17 protein-coding genes and 4 pseudogenes are annotated in these 21,323 nt (G+C 61.1%); 9 read left to right on the top strand and 12 right to left on the bottom strand.

Going from position 1 to position 21,323, the window contains the following annotated elements:
- The first annotated feature begins 135 nt into the window (after positions 1 to 135).
- Together FVF58_RS40085 and FVF58_RS40080 are read left to right on the top strand one after the other, a co-directional pair.
- The gene (locus FVF58_RS40085; protein WP_246217421.1) at positions 136 to 1,158 is read left to right on the top strand and encodes a LysR family transcriptional regulator; all 1,023 of its coding nucleotides are present in this window, start codon (positions 136 to 138) and stop codon (positions 1,156 to 1,158) included.
- A gap of 132 nt (positions 1,159 to 1,290) precedes the next feature.
- The gene (locus FVF58_RS40080; protein WP_223191202.1) at positions 1,291 to 2,256 is read left to right on the top strand and encodes a D-2-hydroxyacid dehydrogenase family protein; all 966 of its coding nucleotides are present in this window, start codon (positions 1,291 to 1,293) and stop codon (positions 2,254 to 2,256) included.
- A gap of 27 nt (positions 2,257 to 2,283) precedes the next feature.
- On the opposite strand, the pseudogene FVF58_RS40075 reads toward FVF58_RS40080, so the two are convergent.
- A pseudogene (locus FVF58_RS40075) lies at positions 2,284 to 2,464 on the bottom strand (DDE-type integrase/transposase/recombinase); the annotation flags it as partial.
- 231 nt (positions 2,465 to 2,695) lie between these two features.
- On the opposite strand from FVF58_RS40075, the gene FVF58_RS40070 reads away from it, so the two are divergent.
- Positions 2,696 to 2,923 carry a hypothetical protein gene (locus FVF58_RS40070; RefSeq protein WP_246217420.1) on the top strand — a complete coding sequence of 76 codons (228 nt, stop codon included), beginning with the start codon at positions 2,696 to 2,698 and terminating at the stop codon, positions 2,921 to 2,923.
- A gap of 91 nt (positions 2,924 to 3,014) precedes the next feature.
- Here FVF58_RS40070 and FVF58_RS40065 read toward each other — a convergent pair whose 3' ends face one another.
- A complete protein-coding gene (locus FVF58_RS40065) occupies positions 3,015 to 3,731 on the bottom strand; it encodes a transposase (RefSeq protein WP_149675196.1) in 717 nt (238 codons plus the stop codon).
- A gap of 164 nt (positions 3,732 to 3,895) precedes the next feature.
- Positions 3,896 to 4,072 (bottom strand): hypothetical protein, encoded by a 177-nt coding sequence (locus FVF58_RS51885; RefSeq protein ID WP_188131085.1) that lies wholly within the window; start codon positions 4,070 to 4,072, stop codon positions 3,896 to 3,898.
- 645 nt (positions 4,073 to 4,717) lie between these two features.
- Here FVF58_RS51885 and FVF58_RS40060 point away from each other — a divergent pair.
- Positions 4,718 to 5,515: a substrate-binding domain-containing protein gene (locus FVF58_RS40060; RefSeq protein WP_149675195.1), complete on the top strand. Its 798-nt coding sequence runs from the start codon at positions 4,718 to 4,720 to the stop codon at positions 5,513 to 5,515.
- A gap of 224 nt (positions 5,516 to 5,739) precedes the next feature.
- Here the strand turns inward: FVF58_RS40060 and FVF58_RS40055 are convergent, their stop codons facing one another.
- Positions 5,740 to 6,048 (bottom strand): DUF4148 domain-containing protein, encoded by a 309-nt coding sequence (locus FVF58_RS40055; protein ID WP_149675194.1) that lies wholly within the window; start codon positions 6,046 to 6,048, stop codon positions 5,740 to 5,742.
- A gap of 394 nt (positions 6,049 to 6,442) precedes the next feature.
- Here FVF58_RS40055 and FVF58_RS40050 point away from each other — a divergent pair, with 394 nt between their 5' ends.
- Entirely contained in the window at positions 6,443 to 7,954 is a 1,512-nt protein-coding gene (locus FVF58_RS40050; RefSeq protein WP_149675249.1) for an MltF family protein, read from the top strand.
- 307 nt (positions 7,955 to 8,261) lie between these two features.
- Here the strand turns inward: FVF58_RS40050 and FVF58_RS40045 are convergent, their stop codons facing one another.
- The 3 genes from FVF58_RS40045 to FVF58_RS40035 form a co-directional block, all read right to left on the bottom strand.
- Positions 8,262 to 9,674, bottom strand: a complete 1,413-nt coding sequence (locus FVF58_RS40045; RefSeq protein WP_149675193.1) for a DUF2252 domain-containing protein — start codon at positions 9,672 to 9,674, stop codon at positions 8,262 to 8,264.
- Between the two features lie 265 nt (positions 9,675 to 9,939).
- On the bottom strand, positions 9,940 to 10,542 hold the full coding sequence (locus tag FVF58_RS40040) for a response regulator transcription factor (protein WP_149675192.1): 603 nt from the start codon (positions 10,540 to 10,542) through the stop codon (positions 9,940 to 9,942).
- The gene (locus FVF58_RS40035) at positions 10,539 to 12,440 is read right to left on the bottom strand and encodes an ATP-binding protein (protein WP_188131084.1); all 1,902 of its coding nucleotides are present in this window, start codon (positions 12,438 to 12,440) and stop codon (positions 10,539 to 10,541) included. The genes FVF58_RS40040 and FVF58_RS40035 overlap by 4 nt, the downstream gene beginning before the upstream one ends.
- Before the next feature lie 507 nt (positions 12,441 to 12,947).
- Here FVF58_RS40035 and FVF58_RS40030 point away from each other — a divergent pair.
- The gene (locus FVF58_RS40030) at positions 12,948 to 14,579 is read left to right on the top strand and encodes an arylsulfatase (RefSeq protein ID WP_149675190.1); all 1,632 of its coding nucleotides are present in this window, start codon (positions 12,948 to 12,950) and stop codon (positions 14,577 to 14,579) included.
- Between the two features lie 177 nt (positions 14,580 to 14,756).
- On the opposite strand, the gene FVF58_RS40025 is transcribed toward FVF58_RS40030, so the two are convergent.
- The 5 genes and pseudogenes from FVF58_RS40025 to FVF58_RS54970 form a co-directional block, all read right to left on the bottom strand.
- On the bottom strand, positions 14,757 to 16,007 hold the full coding sequence (locus FVF58_RS40025) for an anaerobic sulfatase maturase (RefSeq protein ID WP_188131083.1): 1,251 nt from the start codon (positions 16,005 to 16,007) through the stop codon (positions 14,757 to 14,759).
- Between the two features lie 119 nt (positions 16,008 to 16,126).
- The gene (locus FVF58_RS54975) at positions 16,127 to 16,504 is read right to left on the bottom strand and encodes a response regulator transcription factor (protein WP_149675189.1); all 378 of its coding nucleotides are present in this window, start codon (positions 16,502 to 16,504) and stop codon (positions 16,127 to 16,129) included.
- 223 nt (positions 16,505 to 16,727) lie between these two features.
- Positions 16,728 to 17,255, bottom strand: a complete 528-nt coding sequence (locus tag FVF58_RS40015) for a hypothetical protein (RefSeq protein ID WP_149675188.1) — start codon at positions 17,253 to 17,255, stop codon at positions 16,728 to 16,730.
- A 642-nt stretch (positions 17,256 to 17,897) separates the two neighbouring features.
- A pseudogene (locus FVF58_RS40010) lies at positions 17,898 to 17,995 on the bottom strand (IS6 family transposase); the annotation flags it as partial.
- A gap of 143 nt (positions 17,996 to 18,138) precedes the next feature.
- Positions 18,139 to 18,237: pseudogene (locus FVF58_RS54970) on the bottom strand (IS6 family transposase); the annotation flags it as partial.
- Between the two features lie 303 nt (positions 18,238 to 18,540).
- On the opposite strand from FVF58_RS54970, the pseudogene FVF58_RS54345 reads away from it, so the two are divergent.
- The 3 genes and pseudogenes from FVF58_RS54345 to FVF58_RS52330 form a co-directional block, all read left to right on the top strand.
- A pseudogene (locus FVF58_RS54345) lies at positions 18,541 to 19,854 on the top strand (DUF3300 domain-containing protein).
- Positions 19,855 to 19,875: 21 nt separating this feature from the next.
- On the top strand, positions 19,876 to 20,811 hold the full coding sequence (locus FVF58_RS40000; protein ID WP_149675187.1) for a DUF2950 domain-containing protein: 936 nt from the start codon (positions 19,876 to 19,878) through the stop codon (positions 20,809 to 20,811).
- A gap of 306 nt (positions 20,812 to 21,117) precedes the next feature.
- Positions 21,118 to 21,323: hypothetical protein (locus tag FVF58_RS52330; RefSeq protein ID WP_223191201.1), on the top strand; the 206-nt coding region annotated here is incomplete at its 3' end.

The following is a 21,323-nucleotide window of genomic DNA, read 5'->3' as shown; positions in this document are numbered from 1 at the left end:
TTCTGAAAAGGCGAATGTTCGGGCGGCCAGGACAACGTCGTCTTCTCGACTTAGAATCGCGATGCACGCTGCCCGGCCTTGCGCCTTGGCCGATGGCCCTACGCGGATCGAACGCCATGGCACACAGGATGCCGGTTGCCGGGTTTATTGAAAACTTCCCAATGTTCAATAGAGGCATCGCCAAACGCGATGGGTGCTAACCGCACGGAAATCCAACCTGAAGGAGTGAGGATGCGTGTTTCAGCAGATCGGCCGTTGCGACTCGACATGGAGTCTCTGCGCATTTTCGTGGCTGTCATCGAGGAAGGCAGCATTGCTGCGGCGGCAGCCCGCACGCACATCGTGGCGTCGGCCGTCAGCAAGCGCGTATCGGATCTCGAAGACGACGCTGGCACGCCCCTCTTATATCGGCACAGCCGCGGGGTGCAGGCGACGCCCGCGGGCGAGGCGCTTTATCATCATGCGAAGCGGCTGAGCGAGCACTTGCAGCAAATTTCGGACGAACTGTCTGAATATTCGGCGGGATTGAGGGGGCATACCCGGATTTATGTGAACTTTACCGCCATGGTCCAGTATCTGCCGGGTGTGCTGCGCTCCTTTCTGCGCGCCAATCCGAAAGTCCGGATCGATATGGTCGAGAAATCGAGCGATGAAGTGGTTCAGGCGATCGCAAGCGGCGTCGCCGATCTCGGCATCTGCGCGGCCACCGAGGATTCCCTCGGCGATCTGCAGTGGCGGCCGTACAGCGTCGATAAGCTGGTCGTGATCGTGCCGTCGGATCACCGGCTCGCCGACCGCGCAAGCGTGAGCTTCGCGGAAGTTCTGGAGGACGACGTCGTCAGCATGCCGTACGGCACGTCCATTTCCAAATTGTGTCGTGCCGCTGCCGAACGTGCCGGCAGGCGGCTGCGCGTGCGCATCGAGGTGACAAGTTTCGAGGGCGTGCGCAACATGGTTAGCGCGGGTCTCGGCATTGGTGTGCTTCCCAAGGGAAGCGTGACACCTTATATGCATTCGGTGCCATTTCACGTCGTTGAACTCGATGAGCCGTGGTCGCTGCGGCCGTTGTTAATCATCGCGCGCCATTTCGATACCCTGCCGCTTCCTGCGCGCATGCTGGTCGACCACCTCGACGAGCAACGAGGCGACGTGTCATGAGGACCGTTGCAAGTCGATGACGCGCCATCGCGATTGGCGATGGGTGGCGTCGCAACTTATTGATTTACGTAGCAGGCCGGGATTCTTAGCATTCGGTTGTCAGCAACGTCGATAATTTCTGGAGCGCGTAACGTGGACCCCCAATTCCCTATCAAGGTAGCAGTTCTCGACGACTATCAGAATGTCGCGCTGAGCATGGCAGACTGGTCGCCGCTCAAGAACCTGGCGGACATTTCGGTGTTCAACGACCACGTCGCCGATATCGGGAGCCTGATTCGACGCCTGCAGCCATTCGACGTCATATGCGTCATGCGAGAACGCACACCGCTGCCCCGCGTGGTCATCGAGAGCCTGCCGAACCTGAAGCTGATTGCCTCGACTGGCGCAGGAAACGTGTCGATCGATCAGGAGGCGGCCGCGGAACGCGGCATCGAAATTCGTCATACGGGCTATTCGTCCACGCCGACGATCGAACTGACGTGGGCGCTGATTCTTGCGATGGCCCGCAATATTCCCCTCGAGAATCAGTCATTGCGTCAGGGCGGCTGGCAACTTTCGCTTGGCGACGAACTCGCGGGCAAGACGCTCGGATTGCTTGGTCTCGGCCATATCGGCTCGGCCGTCGGCATCATCGGGCGGGCATTCAGAATGAATGTCATCGCGTGGAGTCAGAACCTCACCGCGGAGCGCGCCGCGGAAAAGGGCGTGCAGCGAGTCGGCAAGCATGAGTTGTTCTCCACGGCAGATTTCCTGTCGATCCATTTGCGGTTGAGTGAGCGAACCCAAGGTCTGATCGGTGCGGCGGAACTCGCGCAGATGAAGCCCACAAGCCGGCTGATCAATACATCCAGAGCACTGATCGTCGACCCTGTCGCACTGTTCGAGGCACTCAAGACCGGCCAGATTGCCGGCGCTGCACTGGACGTCTACGATGTCGAACCGCTCGACAATCCGCACCCGCTGCGCGAATTGCCCAACGTGCTCGCGACACCTCATATCGGCTACGTGTCGAAGGAGCTGTATCGCACCTTCTACGGCGATACTGTGCGTAACATCGTTCGGTGGCTTGATGAAACCGGGCGTTCTGCGCAAGGCTAAGGAGGAGATGGATCAACGGTAAATCATCTCTCGCCGCCTTCGCGGGCGGATAGCTGCGCAACCGATCGGTGACGATCTTGCGCGGCACCGGGCTCGAGCGCAGCACGCGTTTGAAGATACGTTCGGCGGCGGTCTTGTCGCGCCGCTTTTGCAGCAGGACGTCAAGTTCGGCGCCGTGCTCGTCGACCGCACGCCACAACAGGCAAGGTGGTCATGTCGGGATCAGGCGAGTCCAACAGAGGTCGATATGATGAGGACTACTCATGCGACCAACGCGTAGCTGGGCGGGAGTTTGCGCGATGCCCTCCTCCTTCCATCATCTGGCCTTCGACGGGCTCTGATGATCATGCAGGCGGCCTCCCTCCATTCGATCCGAATGGCTGGCGTAGAGTCAGGATGTGCGAGCACCGACGTGACGCACAGTGGCTGCGGTAGTTCGATGTTCGATGGCCCAGCAGTTTGTCTCAACGTGGTACCAAAACGAAAAAAAGGAAGTGCGGCGGCAGGCTCACTCACCATGCAGGAATGCATACACTGCCATGAACTTTCCTACCCCAACGATGAGGATATTCAAGTTCGGCTCGGGCAAAAGGACAGACCGGTCGACGTGACCGCCTATTCCAATGCGGCCACCGCGTTCGAGGATGAACGCGATGGGCAGGGGTAGTTTCGCGACACCGGCCGAGCAAATTGAAACGCTCTGACCTGACGTGGCACCGCTCAAACAAGCAAGGATTCCTTGCTTGTTTTTCTTTTGATTAGCCCACGTGTGCGGGGGCGGGTGTCGTGCGAACCTTGGGCGGCCGGTCGCGCAGCAGCAGGGGCATCAAACGCCGGTTGGCTGTCTGTGCCGCCCACTCGCAATACGCGGCGCTGCCGAGCACCCAGCCCTTGAGCGTCGACTGCATCAGGTTATTGACCTCGAGTTCGTCAGGGGGCTGCGCACCCAGATCGCGGTAAGCCTGGTGTCGCTCGAACGGCGTTTTGCCGAGCGCCCGGTAGAGCGGATGGTCCTTGATGAAGCTATCGACACGCAGCCCGACGTGATGCGTGTAGCTAGACCACGGGTAGCTTCCCGGCTCTGCCACAAGGCGGTTGCGCACCGGCGCATGATCGATGACCTGGCTCGCGAGCAGGAAATACCGGTCGGGCTCAATCACTGTTGCACAGTAACCGCCACGCCACACCGTACCGCGGCGTCCATGGCGGCGGTTGAAGGTCTCGACATAGCGACGGCCGACCGCCTGCATCGCCATGGCCACGCTCGACTCGTATGAAGGGGTGACGAGGAACTGTACCGCGTCAGGCATGAGTACCCACGCGTGGACTGCCAGATCGGCGACGCGCGCTGCGTCTGCCAGGCAGGCGAGGAAGTACCGGTAGTCTCCTTCGTCCAGGAATGCGGGCCCCGTGAGCCCCTGCAAGATAACGTGCTGCGGTTGTTCTGGAACGTAGTGGCGTGCAAGCCGTGTCATGCTGAATTAACCGGAAATCCGATGTGAGAAAGCGATCCGACAGGTATCGGACGCGTGACGGTGCGTAACGGAATTCTATCGGTCATGCGCGCGCGTTTGCATCACGAACAGGCCTTTTTTCTGGCCTCTTTTCGTTGATTTGCCGTTCGCAACCAGCGTCTCTTTTATGCCATCGCTGAATAGCAGCGCGCGCTATACACCTCCAGACGCTCTGCCTGCGCGCCATCCGGCACCAGCACATCAGGCAGCACGACGGGACGGCGGTCGAAGCGCCCCCTGGTCTCCATTCCCATCCACCTGAGCCGGTCAAGGTCCAGCGTAATGTGGTTCGCGAATTTCATCGGTAGGTATCCGGACGATAACGACAGCCTCTAATTCGAGACCTTGGGCAGCGGCCAATGTCAAGACGAATTCGGCTGCCGTTGCGACGGGCAAACTGCAGACGAAGTACCGAATCCCGGAAACTGGTGCCAGATGGAGCGGTGGTCTAATCGCACTGAATGAGTCGCAGGTGGCGTCTTCGGTGCCCGGCGTAATGCGCGCAGCGCGCGATGAGGGGATTGACGAGCAGGTCACTGGAGGCGCACACGTTGCCTCCAGCAATGACTTTCAGCTAATGCTAATGGGGAAGCGCTGCCTACTGGGTCACCGAGCGCGTGTTCGCAATCCCGGAGGCGCCACTCTGGTACGCGTCCCAATGCACAAGACATTCCTTGTCATGACGGCGCACTGAAAATCGGCTATTGGCACGGACTACGATGAAGGTTGGAAGATCGGTTCGTCGTATAGCGGATCCAGGACACGTCGTGGGACGATCGTCGATGCTAATGTCCGTAAGACCTGGAACAGCGCCCGTCGACCACGGTTGTGAACTGACAGGTTTGCGGCAGTCTCGCTGCCGCACCTGACGCCAGCTACCATCATGACTGGCATCCGGACTCGATGCATATGCAGACTAGGTCATTCGATCGACATGGGGCGGGCCCGTGACCATCCGCAAGCTGAGGATTTGCGCACTCGCGTTCTGCGTAGTGGGCGCGCTGCTGGGCGGCCGCGCCGCATTGGCAGACGAAGTCAAGGTGATGATTTCGGGCGGGTTTGCGTCAGCCTATCGCGAACTGGGCCCGCAATTCGAGGAGGCGACCGGCCGTAAGCTGATCACCGTCTGGGGACCCGCGGTGGGTACGGCCGCGAATGCGATCCCTATGCGGCTTGCGCGCGGCGAGTGGGCCGACGTGCTGATCGTGGTTGGGTATGCGCTCGACGAACAGATCAATGCCGGCAAGGTCTTGCCTGACAGTAAGGTGGACCTCGCACGCTCGGCAATTGGCATGGTGGTTCGCGAGGGGACGCCGAAGCCGGATATCAGCTCGACCGACGCATTGCGGCGAGCGCTGCTCGCGGCGAAGTCGATCGTCTATCCGGACAGCCCGAGTGGCGTCTACGTCGGCAACGAACTGTTCTGGCGTCTCGGCATCGCGGGGCGGGTGGAGAGCAAGAGCCGCATGATTCCGGCCAGGCTGGTCGCCGATGCCGTCGCGAATGGAGAAGCTGAGATCGGCATTCAGCAGGTCGTCGAACTGTTACCGGTGAAGGGGGTCGCGGTGGTCGGCAGTTTGCCCTCAGAAGTGCAGAGGTACACGGTATTCTCCGGAGGCATCGCGACCAATGCGAGAAATCCAGCCGGCGCAGAGGCGCTGATCCATTTTCTGTCGTCGCCGGACGCGGCGCCCGCGATTTCGAGAACCGGGCTCGAACCGCTTTCGGCGACGCCTGCGAAATGAGCGAAAAAACGCGTGTCCTATGCAGTTCGACGTGAGTGGCCGGCGACCTTCCGGGAACGGGCCAACACGAGACATTCGACGAAAGCGAGAAGCTGTCCGGTCAGAATCCCTACGGACATGGTCTGCTGCTCCGCGACAGATAGTTTAGGCTCGGCACCAGACTTGTCTCCTCGCCAAGTCGGCGAAAAAGCGTCAGGCGAGCTAGAAGTCAAATGAGTTTGACGTCAAGCGGGCGGCGCCTGCTGGCATTCCGCCTGGAACCAACGGTCGACCTGGCGCTGTGCCGCCTGCAGATCCTCCGGGTAGTACGGGTCGAACCACCTCGATGGGTCGTAGCCCGCTTTCCTTAAAGCCGCCAGTTCGCTGCGGTTTCGCTCCGGGGTCGGAGGCGCGTTGTTCCTGAGCGCGGCCAGGTCGCGACATTGCAGGGTGCTCAAGTGCGCCGCGCTTTGCGGCATGCCGCCCGCCGCGCAGCCAGCGAGCAAGAAAACCAACGCGGGAAGCATCGGCCACTTCCTCGGTGGGTTCCTCATATCACGTCTCCCTCGCTTCAAGCGATACAGTATAGCCGCGGCAAACGGCCAGTTTCGGTCGTCCATTCATCCGACGCCTCAGTCGTTGAAAGGTCTCTTCCCCCTCGTCAGGGACGACCGTGTATGTCGGATCATCTTGCCCTAATTGCATATATGCTGCCTTCGGAGCATCATCCGTGGAACAAACGCACCGCAGACTGCCGCAGCTTCATTGACACAGCTGCTGTGCGCTGCCGAACTCGCCGCGGCCGGGAAAAGATGCTTCTGAGAAGGCGCGCCGCTCCGAAGTCGTCACGCGCAGTTGTTTGATTGATGCGGACGATCGATTCGCAGGTCATCGTCTCGTTGTACCGTTGTCGCGGGGAGGCTCATCGTGAACGTGTCAGTCCGCGTTATGCTCGGCTGGGCGCTTGCCCTGTGCATCTGGGCGCAGCATGTTGGCGCGCACGCCGCGCAGCCTGTAGCGGACGTAGCCGCGTCTACGCCCGCGGTCACCACGCCCCCGAAGGCCCCACCTGTTCCGGCTTCAGGGGTCCGCAAACTGAGCCTCGCGAACAAGCCGTGGACCGGCGACTTCGACGGAATGCTCAACCGTCACGCAATCCGGTTCCTTGTTCCCTACAGCCGGACGCTCTATTTTGTCGACAAGGGCCGCGTACGCGGGATTGCGGCCGAGCTGGCGCACGACTTCGAACGCTATATCAACAAAAAGTACGCGGCCCAGCTGAACAAGCGGCCGCTCACCGTCTTCCTGATTCCCACTACGCGTGACAAGCTGCTGACGGGCCTCGTCGCCGGGACCGGCGACATCTCCGCGGGCAATCTGACTGCGACTGACGAGCGGCTCAAGATTGTTGACTTCATCGCGCCGCGCGATCGCAAGCCCGTGCGCGAGCTGGTCGTCACCGGGCCAAAGTCGCCCTCGCTCGCGACACTCGATGATCTTTCGGGAAAGCAGGTTTATGTGCGGAAATCGTCGAGCTATTACGAGAGCCTGAGCGCACTGAATGAGCGGTTTCGCAAGAGCGGCAAGCCGCCCGTGAACATCACGCTGTTGCCCGACGCGCTGGAAGACGAAGATGCAATGGAGATGGTCAACGCGGGCCTGCTGGGCATCATCATCGTGGACGACTGGAAGGCGCGTCTCTGGGCACAGGTGCTGCCACGCCTGAAGGTGCGTGACGACCTCGCCGTGAGCAGCGGGGGCTATACAGGCTGGGCGATACGCAAGAACAGCCCACAGTTGCAGGCTGCCCTGAACGACTTCTATCTGAACTATTTGAAGAAACAGAGTGTGGCTGAATACCTCCTCGCGCAATACATGAAGAGGATCAAGCAGATCCGCAACAATGGCGGCGATGCGGAACAGAAGCGCTTCGATGCGACGCTTGCGCTCTTCCAGAAATATGGTACGCAGTACGGCTTCGATCCGCTTATGCTTGCCGCGCAAGGTTTCCAGGAGTCGCAACTCAACCAGTCCGCACGCAGCCACGTCGGGGCGATCGGCCTCATGCAGCTGATGCCGGCCACGGGCAAGGAGATGGACGTGGGCAGCATTTCCATGGCCGAGTCCAATGTTCATGCAGGCGCCAAATACATGGACACGCTCATGACCAAGTACTTCTCCGACGCCCATTTCAGCGCAAGCGACCGATCGCTCTTCGCATTCGCGAGCTACAACGCGGGCCCAGCCAGGATCGCGAAGATGCGCAAGATCGCGGCAGAGCAAGGCCTTGATCCAGACAAGTGGTTTAACAACGTCGAGATTGTCGTAGCGGAGAAAATCGGAATCGAAACGACGACCTATGTGCGCAACATTTTCAAATACTACGCGGCGTACAAGCTGATCGTCGACGCCCATGCGGCGCGTCGAAAGGCGGTGGAAAGCGTGCAGAAGCCTTCCTGAAGACCGGTTGCAGAAACAACCCACTATGCGGTTCCCTGGTTAAACGACGCGGTCCTTGCAAACACAATCCCCTGGAACCTGCCGTTCATACCACTTCGGCGAGACCGTCCCATACGGGCCGGTCTTGGCCATTCGCGTACCTGCTGCGATCGGCGATCGATCGAGATGGAATGGACACCGCCCTCCCTTCGCGGAGGCAACGGTCGCGTTCGGCGTCGGCGACGCACCCTGCGCGAACGCCGACACCTGCGCGCAAGTCACAAAGAGCAGCAGCGGCACAACCAGTCGGCGGATCCTGGCCCGCACGTCAGATCCGGAAATCGGCCGCCATATCCTCATCGCTTCTTGCCTCGATTTCGCCCGACCGGCACGCCTTGATGAACACGCGATAGTCCTTTTCGTTCTGTTCGGCGTATGCAAATGCGTATTCCGTTAGCGCCTGTGCAAACTGTTCGCCGCTGCCAAGGTATGCAGCGATCTCAACCGCCTTGCCGCCCGCTTTCGCATGCGCACGCGCAAGCGTCCAGCCACAGAAGCGCGCATAGCCCTTGAGCAGCGGACTATCGAAGCGCTCCACGTCAGCCGATACTTTCATGTCCCGCAGCTGGCGGAAATAGAACTGCCGGCCCTCGGGTCCGGTCGTCCAGCCGAGGAAGAGATCGCTCGCAGCCTGCAACAGCCGCTGCCCGCTTACCACGCGCTGACCCTCATGCGCATGCGTTTTCGCGTCGAAGAACTGCGCGACCACCGACTGGCGGGCCTCCTTGACCTGCAGGAAGAGCGGCTTGTCGTGACCGTCGACCATCAGCAGCACGAGGCAGAACGTGCCGACACTGCCCACGCCGACAACCTTGAACGCGATATCCTGAAGTTCGAACTGCGCGAGCAGTTCGCGCCGTTCGGATGAAATAGTCGTCAGATACTCGTCGAACACTTTAGCGAGCTTGCCCTTCCACGCTTCGGTGTCGGCCCAGCTTTGATGCTTGCCGAGCAGCGAATTCGGGCCGCTCAGATGGAATAGCACCGGCGGCGCATCCTGCATGACCCAGCGTCCGTTGTGCTGGACCGCCATCTTGCGCAGCGCGCTTTCGCTGGTCCGCGCCGCTGCCTTGTCCTTGACCTTCTGCAGCAGCCGGCGCCCCTCTGTCGTGAGCGCAGACTCCATCATCCTGTCGAGCGTCACGACTTCGTACCAAAGCTCCAGCGCACTGCGCTGCGCATATTCGTTCATCCGGTCGCGGTACTCGGTCACGGCTGTCATCACGAAGTCGGCAATCGGGCCGCGGCTGAAACCCATATGTGCGCCCGCGATCGCGAAGCTGGCGGCAAGGCGCTTGACGTCCCATTCCCACGGCCCCGGCGCGACCTCGTCGAAGTCGTTCAGGTCGAAGACAAGCTGCCGCTCCGGTGTCGCGAAACCGCCAAAGTTCAGCAGATGCGCGTCGCCGCAGACCGGAAACGTGATCCCGGTATTCGGTGTGCCGCTCAGGTCGTGGGCCTGCAGGATCGCGCTGCCGCGGAAGAACGTAAAAGGTGACACTGCCATCCGTCCGTAGCGCAGCGGAATCAGCGCGTCGACGCGACCTTTGCTGTTCGCCTGCAGGAGTTCGACAGGATCGCGGTCGAGGTTGCCGACCGCGCGATGATCGGAGCGTTTCACGCGTTCGCGCGCCTGCCGGCCTGCGGCCTGCCGCTCCTCGATTGTTTGGGTCTCCGCCATGATGTGCTCCTTGATTCGCCGATCTCGTCGGCGCGTGAGCCGTGAGGCCGTCCAATGCCGAAATGCGCGGCAGGCGTTTCACCGCGCGCCTGATGCTGGGCCCATCTTCGCCAATCGCGATTCAGGTGCTGCACCACATCAATGAGACCGCCACGCGCTGACAGATCAAGTTTTGTGCGGGCGCGCGACAGGCGCCATCGGGATCTGGGGCAGCGAGATTGCCCTTTGGGGCAATAGCTGGAACGGCGGCTGACGAACGACTCGCTCAGTGCCGGAGAAGCGGCTCGCCACGCCGCACCAGTTCGGCAAGCGAGCGGGCGTCGAGCTTGCGCATCACTTCGGCGCGGCAGCTTTTGATCGTCCGCTCGCTCAGGCCAAGATCCGCCGCGATCTGCTTGTTCAGGCGCCCTGCGACGATGCCGCGTAACACCACCTGCTCCCGCTCGCTGAGGCTGACGGTGTCCCGCAGTTGCCTGTCGACGACACTCGTCGCGCGCGCGGCGAGCGCGCTCTCGAGCGTAGCCAGCAGTGCCTGACGATCGAGCGGTTTGAGCAGGAAATCGATCGCGCCCGCCTTGATCGCCATCACCGTGCGCGGAACGTCGTGGTACGCGCTCATGAATACAACGGGCATCGTGCTTCGTTGCCGAATTAGCGCTTGCTGCAGTTCCAGACCACCGGGGCCTCCGAGCTCGAGGTCCACCAGCAGGCATCCGGGACGCGAGTCCGGCTCGGCCACGAGAAAATCGCCTGCCGACGCATAACACCTGACCGCATAGCCGGAGGCAACGAGCAGCCGTGTGAGTGCCGCGCGCATCGAGGCGTCGTCATCGACAACGTAAATGACCGCTTCCGCTTGTTCGCTCACGGATCCCTTCCTTCTGCTGCATGACACACCGCATCCGGCGCGGTCTCGGCCGTCGTGTCGCCGGCCGCGGCCAGATTCCGCTTATCGATGGTCGCGTGCCTGGCTGGCAACCAGACGGTGAATATGCTGCCCCCGCCCTCGCGCGGTGCGGCCGCTAAACGCCCGTCATGCGCATCGACAATGGAGCGGACGATGGACAGTCCAAGACCCATGCCATGCGGCTTTGTTGTATAGAACGCCTCGAATAGCTGCGTCGCCGCGTCAGCGGAAATGCCGTGCCCGCGGTCAGCTACCGCCAGCTCGATACCGTCAGTCACCAGACGGGTCGAGATGGACAGTACGCGCCTGGATGGGGCGACATCGTGCATGGCATCCATCGCGTTGATGGTCAGGTTCAGGAGCACCTGTTCCAGTTGAACCTTGTCACCAAGGATCTCGGTGGAGCCCGCGGCGAAATCCGATTCGACGATCACGCCGCGCCGCCTGGCCTCGGGCGCGACCAGTACAAGCATATCCTTAAGCGCAGCGTCCAGCCGCACCGGACCGAACGCAACAGCCTGCTTCTGTAGCAACGCACGCAAGCGCTGCACCACCTCGTTGGCCCGCAGCGCGTCACGACGGACATCCGCGAAAATCTCGTGCAGCTCACTGGCTTCCGCCCACTGGGACTTCAGCAACAGCTCCGCCGCGTCGGTGTTGCTCAGTATCGCGCCCAGCGGCTGGCCGACTTCATGAGCAATCGACGCGCTGAGTTCCCCAACCGACGCAAAGCGGGCCGCGCGCGCCAGTTCGCTGCGGCGCCGCGTTGCTTCGTCCTCTGCGACACGGCGCCGTCGGCGCTGCACCAGCAACGCCGCGATCGTGAATGCCTGCATGATGACGACGGAGAGCGCCGTCAGCACGACCCCGCGATACTCCCGCCAGATCGAGTGCGGCACGTTGACGAGCAGACAGTCGCCGGGCAGAGCCGAAATGGACATGCCGAGCTTTTCGATCTGCCCGACGTTGGCGGTACAGCGCGGCGCTGCTGCGGGCAACGACGCGCCGGCGGGCGCGACCTCACCTCGCAGAATCGATGTGGCAAGCGCGCCGGTGCGCTGACCGTTGCTTTCGAAGGTGACCGTCGAGCCAGCCGTCAGGCCATGCGCGATGTAGGATGAATACCAGCCGTAGATCGGCGCGCGGGAGACCTCGGCCATTGGACCGACTACTTCGTAGGGGAAATAGGCCCGGCCTTCGCGGTCGCGATACATCGTCGTGTAGGCCACTGCCGCATTCCTGTCGAGGCTGGCGAGACGTTGCCGCAATTCCGGCAACGGAAGCCCCTGCCACGTCTCCACCGACCACACACGTGACGTGCGCCGACGGGCCACATCGACTGCGTGTTGCACCGCGCGGTGATCGTCATCTGTGGCACCGCCCACCACAATCAGGCGACGGGCGCCGGGTTGAAGAGTCTCGGCAATCGCGAGCGTTCCGTCCACGTCGATGGGCAGCGGAATAGACGAAAATTCCGCCGGAACCGGATGGGTGCGCAGCCATTCTTCCGTGAAGCTGGAGATCAGCACGGGGGTTCCGGGCCAGATTTGCGTGTGATACCGGGCGGCAAAGTTGGCCGCATAATCGCCGAGCCCGATGACGAGATCGGTTTGTTCCTGGCTATATTTTTTCTTGATCAGCGCCAGGAACTCCGGCATCAGGGCCTCACCGCCAAAGCGCACGCCATCGAGCGGATCCACGTATAACTCCGCTCCCACAGGCGCCGCTGCTTCAAGTGCACCGCGGATCGCGACGATCTGCAGCATGGCTGCGGGAAGGGTGGGGTCCGTACCGACCAGAATGACCACCCTCCACGGCCCCGTTGCGTACGCGTTAAGCGCGACGGCGATCAACAGCACGAGCCACCACCGCTTACCAGCACGGTGCGGCACGGCGGCGGGAGTCGTGCATTCTGCATTTCGAAGACTTCGCGCGATGGGCAACATGCGGAGCAGTGCGCCAGAAGCACAGGGTCTGAAGGATACGGGTTCGAAAACGACGCGGCGCTGTCTCTCTGCCGCTGCCACCCGCAGTGATCAGTCAAATACATGATAGCTGCATTTTCGGTGCAAACCGCCATGAGGATGGCGCCGCTTCATTCGGCGCGATTCCGGTTTCGATTTCGCCCATCTCCGGCAAACATTGCCCTAAGGGGCAGTCACAGTTGCACCTATCCCCGATGGTACGAAGCGCGTGCCTCTACGATGCTTTATTCGTAACCCGGGAAATTCCGTGGGCGCATCGCGACCACTTCGCGCATCGAACCGAGCTGCGCCTTGCGAGCCGTACCTGCGAGCAAAAACGCAAGCGGCATGGTTGGTTACGCGCGACGCTGGAATGTTCGTAACCTCTTGAGGGGGAGAGTGATGAAGCCGTTCAGCCTGAAGAAGACCGTACTAGCCACGCTGATGATGTCGGTGGTGGCGGTTTCGGCTCAAGCCGCGCCTGCCGACAAACCCAATATCGTCGTCATCTGGGGCGACGACATCGGCATGTGGAATGTCGGAGCCTATACGCATGGGATGATGGGGCGCACGCCCAACATCGACAGTATCGCGACTGACGGCGCGCTGTTCACCGATCACTACGGCCAGCCGAGCAGCACGGCAGGCCGCGCGGCTTTCATCACAGGGCAGATGCCGATCCGCACCGGGATGACCACGGTCGGCATTCCCGGTTCGACACGGGGCATTCAGAAGAGCGATCCGACGCTCGCCGAGGTGCTCAAGGCACAGGGATACGCGACAGCCCAGTTCGGCAAGAATCACCTGGGCGACCGCAATGAGTTCCTGCCGACCGTGCACGGTTTCGACGAATGGTTTGGCAACCTGTACCACCTGAATGCCGAGGAGGAGCCAGAGGAGCTTGACTATCCGGGGCAGAAGAACCCCGCCTACCTCCCGAAATTTGGCCCTCGCGGTGTGCTGCACACCTGGGCCACCGATGCGGACGATCCGAGCGTCGATCCGAAATTCGGCAGGGTTGGCAAACAGAAGATCGAGGACACAGGCAAGCTGACGCGCAAGCGCATGGAAACGATCGACCAGGAGGTAACCGACGAGACGCTGAAATACATGGACCGCGTGGCAAAGGATAACAAGCCCTTCTTCGTCTGGTACAACTCCACTGCCATCCATATCTGGTCGCATCCGAACCAGAAGTATGTGCAGAAGGCGGTCGATGAAGGCCGCGCCGAAGAAGACGTTGTTCGCGCCAGAATGCTCGAGCACGACGAACTGGTGGGCCAGATTCTCCAGAAGCTCAAGGATCTTGGCGTCGCCGACAACACGATCGTCATCTACTCGACCGACAACGGCAATGAACTGATGTACTGGCCGGATGGCGGCTACGCGCCCTTGCGCGGTGAGAAGGGAACCACATGGGAAGGCGGAGTTCGTGTCCCGTGCCTGATGAGATGGCCCGGACACATCAAGCCGGGATCCGAATTCAACGGCATTCAGAGCCACGAAGATCTCTATGTCACGCTGGCTGCGGCAGCGGGTGCGCCGACGCTCAAGGACGATCTGCTGAAGGGCAGGAAACTGGGCAGCGCGAGCTACAAAGTCCACCTCGACGGTTACAACAATCTCGACTACTGGACCGGCAAAACAGACAAGTCCGCGCGTCGTGAAATCTTCTATTACGACGAGACCGATCTGATGGCCGTTCGCGTCGATGGCTGGAAGATGCACATCGGCGTGAAGCATCATAACAACTGGTTCGATGAGAAGTCTTACCCCAGCGTGCCCTACGTCGTGAACCTGCTGATGGATCCCATGGAAAAGATGACGCCCGATTCTGAGGAATTCGGCTACGCGGGTCGCAAGTTCTTCGCGCAGAAGCTCTGGGCGCCGACAGCCGCCGGTCCGTTCCTCGCCGCACATCTCAAGACCCTGCAGGAGTTCCCGCCGAGTCAGGGCGCCGATACGCTCAGCATGAAGAAGGCGATCGAAGGTGCGATGCAGAAGCTCGACAATCCCCACGGCAGCAGCAACTAACCACTGCCGCTCGCCCGGGTCGCCAGCGGAAAGGCGATTCGGGCCCAGCGACCCGGTCAATGCGGGAGTGGCGCGTGATCGTGTCAGTAACGGCGCCTCAAGCCGGCCCCGCTGTGCCCTGCAAGCCGGGCCGCACAGCGCAAATGCCGGCGCCAGTGTCGGCTCCCGGCTTGCGGATTACTGCAGGCGCCCCATTTGCTTGAGGATGCGTACAACGTCCGGGCCGATATGGTCGTAGAACGCATACAGTCCGGAGCATAGATAGTTGAGTCCCGGCTCGCCATCGCGCGTCCTGATCAAGCGGTTTTTCGGACACTCTCCCCAGCACAGTCGGAGGTAGGCGCAATCGCGGCATTGCTTCGGCAGCGTGTCACGCTTGTCCATGCCAAACTTTTGCTGCCTGGCGGAAAACGCCAGGTCGCCCAGATGCGTCCCGGTGATATTGCCGATCCGGTACTCGGGATAGACAAAGTGGTCACACGAATACACCTCTCCATCGTGTTCCACCGCCACGCCTTTGCCGCAGAATTCGGACTGGGTACAGGTTTGCGCCGGCATGCCTGCCGCCTGCGCGATTGCGGTTTCGAACAGGTTGACGTGTATCCGGCCGAGATCCGTTTCAAGCCATTCGTCCCAGGCGCCGATCAGAAAACGGCCGTAATCATCCGGATCAACTGACCAGTCCGTCACGATCGAAAGTGGATGACCGGGACGTGCACGCGGGGCGCCCTGCAGCGGTGCGGTGCGCCTGTCGAGCTTGCCTGGCGCGGCCTCCTTAAAGACCCGGGGCTCGACCGCCGGATTGAACTGCACGCGCCACGTGCCGACCTCGTCGGCGAGGAAACGGTAGACTTCGCGCGGACGCTGGGCGTTCTGGCGGTTGACTACGCATAGCGCGGCGAACGATGCATCCGCGTCGGCGAGGCGCCGTGCCGCAGCCATGACATGGTCGAAAGTCGGCTTGCCGTTCCGCGTCTTGCGATAGATATCATGCAGTTCACGCGGGCCGTCGATCGACAGGCCGACATGAAAGCCGTGTTTCTTGACAAAGCGCACCCACTCGTCATCGAGCGCAATGCCATTGGTTTGCAGATCGTTCGCGACGCGCTGGTTGGGTCTGGCGTAGCGGTGCTGCAGTTCGACAACCTTGTGAAAGAACCGCAGCCCCATCAGCGTCGGCTCGCCGCCTTGCCAGGAAAATACCACCTCGTCGCCGGTCTGGGCTTCGATGTACTGACGAATGTGCTGCTCTAGAAGCGCATCGCTCATCCGGGCATGCGGCTCGTGATGCAGAAGATCACTCTTGTGCAGGTAAAAGCAATAATCGCAGTTGATATTGCATTCGGCTCCGCTCGGCTTGACCATCGCATGAAAGCGGTAGTGGCGAGTGGGCGGCAACAGTGGCAGGTGCAGTGCGGGCTGGTTCATGGTGGACGGTCCTGCGAATAGAGAAGCACTCGACAAAGGCGTTGTAGGGATCGCTCTGCTACAAGCCTCTCCTGGTCGGCTTGACTCCTACGCACTCCTGGATTCGCCACCCTTCCCGGTCATGGCGGCGGGCCTCGATGCATGGCGCGGACGATGGCGTCTAGCAGCACTTTCCCCGGAAAGGGCTTGCAGATCAGCTCACTTCCTCCGAACCGGCTGATGGCACGACGCGTAGCGGGACTGTCATGGGACGTAATGAACACCGCCGGAGGACGTCCGGCGCCAAGCTGTGCGTAGAACTCCGGCCCAGATCTTCCTGGTAGCTGTACGTCGAGCACGAGACATGCAACTCCGACCGTGGCATTCGTAGCGCCTGGCGCTTCCGCGCTATCGAACGCCAACGTTCGATAGCCCGAGATGCGCAGTAGACGTTCCAGGGCGCGCCTCATGCCGTCGTCGTCTTCGACAATCACGATCAGGTACTGTGTCCCTTCCATGATCCCGCCACGATCCGTTGGATCAAGTGTTGTGCAGGCGCGGCCGACGCACTATCAGGACGAGGGGAAATGAGATTGCCCTTTAGGGCAATTGAGTGAAACGGGGCCGACGCGTAGCGCTTTGCGGCATAGCCCGAGCCGGTAAAGAGAAGCGTCAGCGCCGGGCGCGTGGAGATGTCGCCGTCGACGCCCAATAAACGGCCGTACCGTGCCTGAGACTGGACTACCCAACACTCTGCCCGGTCGGCTTTGGGGGCATCGGACCGAAGAACATCGCCATGAGCTTGTCGCGGCCGACCACGCGGGCCAACTCCTCGACCACGCAGTAAATAGCGATGAGCGTCACCAACAGGATCTGTATCGCCCAGAAATGCGGCCAGTTGAGATCGGCGAGCAACTTGTGGTTGGCGGCAGCCAGGCCAGGCGCCTCCTTCCAGTATTCGTAGAGGCGCTCCAGGTAGTGCACGATCAACGCCACCAGGGTGTACATCGCCGTTTTCCAGCCGACATTCCATATCAGCGGCTTCTCGGGAAAACGGTTGATGAACGGCAGCAGGTTGGCGATCAGCACCGATTTGCCGAGAATCAGGGCGGCGATGGTAACGGAGGCCGACGTCGGCAATGTGATCTCGTAGCCTCGGCTGATCAGCGCTCGCATGAGGGCGACGATGTGGAGGATGACGAAGAAGTAGATCGTTGGCGGCAGCATCTCCATGAATTCATGCTTGATCGTGGAGGCCAGCTTGGTCATGTTCCTCTCCTGACGGGTTGATCAACGACGGTAACGCCGCCTTTCATGATAGACGCGATACACGAATATTTGCGGCATCGCAAAGGACCATGACGCGTGTCGTGGAGGATATACGCAAAAGTCCGCTGCCCGGTGGCGGATTCAACATTCGACCGTCCACATCAATGCACGAGCGAATGACTCTATTGGCCGATGATTTGACGAGGATGCTCCTACTGCGAGAGCGAGTCACCGGCGCTGTCGGTGGGTACCCACGGTGGATCGGGTTGACCGGTCATTCGATTCGAACACCTTTGATAGCGAGATGTTCTCGAAGGCAGACATCGATGCCGGGCCATGGGTTAATCTGATCATAAAATAGAGGATGACGAATTAACTTTTTTTTGACTGGATCCTGGTTTTGATATCAGCGTCGATAGTGTCGTCCAAACGGTTGGCGTTAGCGTGTGGCACGTCAAAGCTCTGCCATGGGTGTCTACGGGAGTTCATCGTCCGACGGGGTCCAGCCTGGAGGCGTCGTTCGCTCGCCCCGTAATTCGGACGTTCAGACGTCGGCTACGTTCAGACAGTAGACTTTCGCGCGACGGTCACCCTCTTTCGCATTTCTTTGAATTGGACAGCGCCGATGTTTATAAGGACCGACGGATAGGCCACATACCAGCGAGCGCAAGTCAGGTCACATCGAGCGGACAATGCAGACGCTTGAGCACTCGGACCACCGCGGGATTCAACGTCTTCATCGAGTTTTGTGTCGTTCATCTTGTTCCGTACATCATAGCGGACCGCGTTATTGCGAAAGAGCCGAGAAACTTCTGTGTGCGTTTGGGCTCGCGAAAACCGCGCACGCCCCGAAGGAAGTCCCCTTGGGGGATGCGGCGCCGGGATAACTGCGCAGTTGATCAGTTACGATCTTGCGCGGCACGGGGCTCGAGCGCAGCACACGATTGAAGAATCGTCTGGGCGCGGTTTTGTCGCGCCGCCTTTACCCGGTCAACATCACGCCACGCTCAAAGAGCAGCTCCTCGATGTCGCGCAGGCTCTGATAGAGCGATTTTGATTTCTTCACCACACCATCTTACGTGACCGGCCTGACAACTGACACCCGATTTGGAAATGACCAGAAAAACCTGAAATCCCGAGGAAAAATTGCTAGTCTGATCTGAGCATAGTCTGGATACCGCAATGAGGACGGCTTATCGGTCGTTTGCGCGCGAGTGCCGGTAGATGTCCCGCGCGCAGCGCAGGACGACGATATACCCATCTTCCAACGAGGGGGGACTTCATCGTGAAACGATCCCGGGAGTACCAGAGCGGCTCACTGATCCTGTTGGTCGCACTCGCCGCCGCACCGCTTTTCATCGACGTCCTTGCACCGTCCGCCGCCTATGCGCAAAACGCCCCGCGGATTTCCAGCCAGCAGCTCGACTCGCTGACCGCGCCGATTGCGCTCTACCCGGACGCCCTCCTCGCGCAGGTGCTGATGGCTGCCACCTTCCCGCAGGAGGTCGAGGCTGCGGCGGACTGGTCGAAGGCCAATCCGAACATGAAGGGCGACGACGCCGTAAAGGCCGTTGCGTCGTAGCCTTGGGACCCAAGCGTGCAATCGCTCGTGGCGTTTCCGCAGGTGCTGGCGACGATGGCGTCGAAACCCGACTGGGTCACACAGATCGGCAACGCGTTTCTCGCGCAGCCGAACGACGTGATGGACTCGGTGCAGCGGCTGCGCAAACAGGCCCAGCAAGCCGGTCACCTGCAAACAAACGAACAGCAGAAAGTGATCGTCGAGCAGAGCACGATCCAGATCGTCCCGGCGAATCCACAGGTCGTCTATGTCCCGACGTATAACCCGACAGTCGTCTACGGCACGTGGCCCTATCCGGCCTATCCGCCCGTGTATGTGCCGCCGCCACCCGGCTATGCGATAGCGACGGGGCTGGCCGCGGGCCTCGCGTTTGGTACCGGCATTGCGGTGGCGAATTCGTTGTGGGGCGGCTTTAACTGGAACACTCACGACGTCAACGTCAACGTCAACCGGTACAACAATATCAACGTGAACAACCGGATCAACGCGAATACCAACACGGCGAACTGGAATCGCAACGCAAATGTCAATCGCAATGCGAATCTCAACGCCGCGCAACGCGATGCTTACCGGGGCCGCGATGCGTCACGCGCGCAGGCGGAGCAGACGCTTCAGAACCGGACGGGTCAGAATCTGGGCGGCACGGCGAGCCAGCGTTTGCAGGATATCCAGAAGGGTGGTGTCAGCTCCAACGACCTGAAGGGCCGCGCGCAGAACCAGGGCGGCGTCAGCAACAGCGATCTGAAGAATCGCGCTCAAAACGTCAACCGCGACAACGCGCTGCGCGGCGCTGGCGACGGCAACGCCGCACGACAGGATATGCAGCGCGGGCAAGCGAGCCGGCAGTCGCTGGCGAGTAACGGCGGCGGTGAGCATCGCGGTGGCGGACTGGGTGCGGGAGGTGGGGGTCAACACGGTGGCGAATTCGGTGGCGGTGGTGGCGGATTCGGCGGCGGCGGTCAACGCGGCGGCGGATTCGGTGGCGGCGGTGGTCACCGCCCCATCGGCCGGCGTTGAACCATTTCAAAGGAGCCGCTCATGATCCACTTTCCTGCACTTCGCGTACGCCGCGTCAGCGCTGCGGTCGCCCCCGCCATCGTCGGTATGACGGTCGCCACGTCTGCCCTTCTACTCGGCGCTACGCCCGCGCATGCCCAGGCCGTCTACCCGACGCCCGATGCCGCGGTCAATGCCTTCGTCGATGCGCTCGCCACCAATAATCGCGACGCAATGAAGCATGTGCTTGGCAACGATTACACGCAGTTCATCCCGACGAAGAACGTGGGCGAGGATGATATCTATGATTTCCTGGGCCAATGGGCGAAAGGACACGAGATAGTCGACAATCCTGCGCCGGTTGACGGGCACCCGAGCAAGCATCTCTCCGTCGGAACAGACGGCTGGACGTTGCCGATTCCGCTCGTACAGACTTCACACGGCTGGCATTTCGATCCGGTCGCCGGACGGGATGAAATCCTGACGCGCCGTATCGGCCGCAATGAACACGCAGCGATGATGACCGCCCTCGCCTATGTCGACGCTCAGCACGACTACAACACGCTGAACCAGCAATATGCCCAGCGGCTCCTCAGCACGCCGGGGCGGCACGACGGCCTGTACTGGCCTGCCGCGCCAGGCGAAGCGGAAAGCCCGCTCGGCCCCCTCGCGGCGGTCATGCCTCAACGCGGATCCGTGGTCAAAGACGGTTACTACGGTTATCACTTCCGGATCCTCACGGCGCAAGGCCCGCACGCAAAAGGCGGCGCGCAGGACTACGTGGACGGCGGCAAGCTGATGAAAGGCTACGGCCTCGTCGCGTGGCCTGCCGAATACGGCAAGACTGGCGTGATGAGTTTCATCATCAACCAGGACGGCCAGGCGTACCAGAAGAACCTTGGGCCGCGCTCGGCTGATGTTGCAGCCGCGCTCAGGTCGTTTGACCCGGACCCGTCCTGGCAGCCAGTGCAGCCCTGAATGGATTGTCTTCGCGGGTGGGTATAGTGCATGGCCTTGTCGTTGTCGTGCAGGGCAGGCATAACGCCATCCATGAATCCGACATGCCGTTCAGCAAGCCACGGCGGGATCTCCGCTGCCGCCGCTCAACGACTATTGAGAGCCGGCTCTTGCGCCTTTTTGTGCGCGGACTTTGCCATCCGGCGAAGCGCGCCTTTGGCGACGTCACGCTGAAGCGGACTGTCTGCGCGCTGCGCGTAGTGCCCCGCGACCTCGTCGACCACCGACCTGATGCCCTCCTTGCCAGAAGGGTGCGCTGGTATTGATATGACTTTGCGTGTCAATCGCGACAGTGGTTTTCAGATTGTTTCATCGATGCATGAATTTCCTGAGGGCGGCGCAGCAGTGAGTCTCGACGGTGGATCACACTTCTATGAGCAGACTTCTGTCAAGATCCCTTTTCCCGAAATTTCCATAACCTGTCTGACCTGTGTTTGGTCTGAAGCCGCCCTTGCGCTCGTGAGAAGAACCAG

This window comes from Paraburkholderia panacisoli (assembly GCF_008369935.1).
Taxonomy (GTDB): domain Bacteria; phylum Pseudomonadota; class Gammaproteobacteria; order Burkholderiales; family Burkholderiaceae; genus Paraburkholderia; species Paraburkholderia panacisoli.
Note: the sequence above shows the minus strand (reverse complement) of the source record. Positions and strands in the feature narration are given on the sequence as shown.

Coding starts and splice junctions, on each gene's coding strand:
- FVF58_RS40070 (WP_246217420.1), top strand. CDS start 2,696: ATGTTCGATGGCCCAGCAGTTTGTCTCAACGTGGTACCAAAACGAAAA.
- FVF58_RS40030 (WP_149675190.1), top strand. CDS start 12,948: ATGAAGCCGTTCAGCCTGAAGAAGACCGTACTAGCCACGCTGATGATG.
- FVF58_RS40045 (WP_149675193.1), bottom strand. CDS start 9,674: ATGGCGGAGACCCAAACAATCGAGGAGCGGCAGGCCGCAGGCCGGCAG.
- FVF58_RS51885 (WP_188131085.1), bottom strand. CDS start 4,072: ATGAAATTCGCGAACCACATTACGCTGGACCTTGACCGGCTCAGGTGG.
- FVF58_RS40050 (WP_149675249.1), top strand. CDS start 6,443: ATGCTCGGCTGGGCGCTTGCCCTGTGCATCTGGGCGCAGCATGTTGGC.
- FVF58_RS40065 (WP_149675196.1), bottom strand. CDS start 3,731: ATGACACGGCTTGCACGCCACTACGTTCCAGAACAACCGCAGCACGTT.
- FVF58_RS40015 (WP_149675188.1), bottom strand. CDS start 17,255: ATGACCAAGCTGGCCTCCACGATCAAGCATGAATTCATGGAGATGCTG.
- FVF58_RS40055 (WP_149675194.1), bottom strand. CDS start 6,048: ATGAGGAACCCACCGAGGAAGTGGCCGATGCTTCCCGCGTTGGTTTTC.
- FVF58_RS40000 (WP_149675187.1), top strand. CDS start 19,876: ATGATCCACTTTCCTGCACTTCGCGTACGCCGCGTCAGCGCTGCGGTC.
- FVF58_RS40025 (WP_188131083.1), bottom strand. CDS start 16,007: ATGAACCAGCCCGCACTGCACCTGCCACTGTTGCCGCCCACTCGCCAC.
- FVF58_RS54975 (WP_149675189.1), bottom strand. CDS start 16,504: ATGGAAGGGACACAGTACCTGATCGTGATTGTCGAAGACGACGACGGC.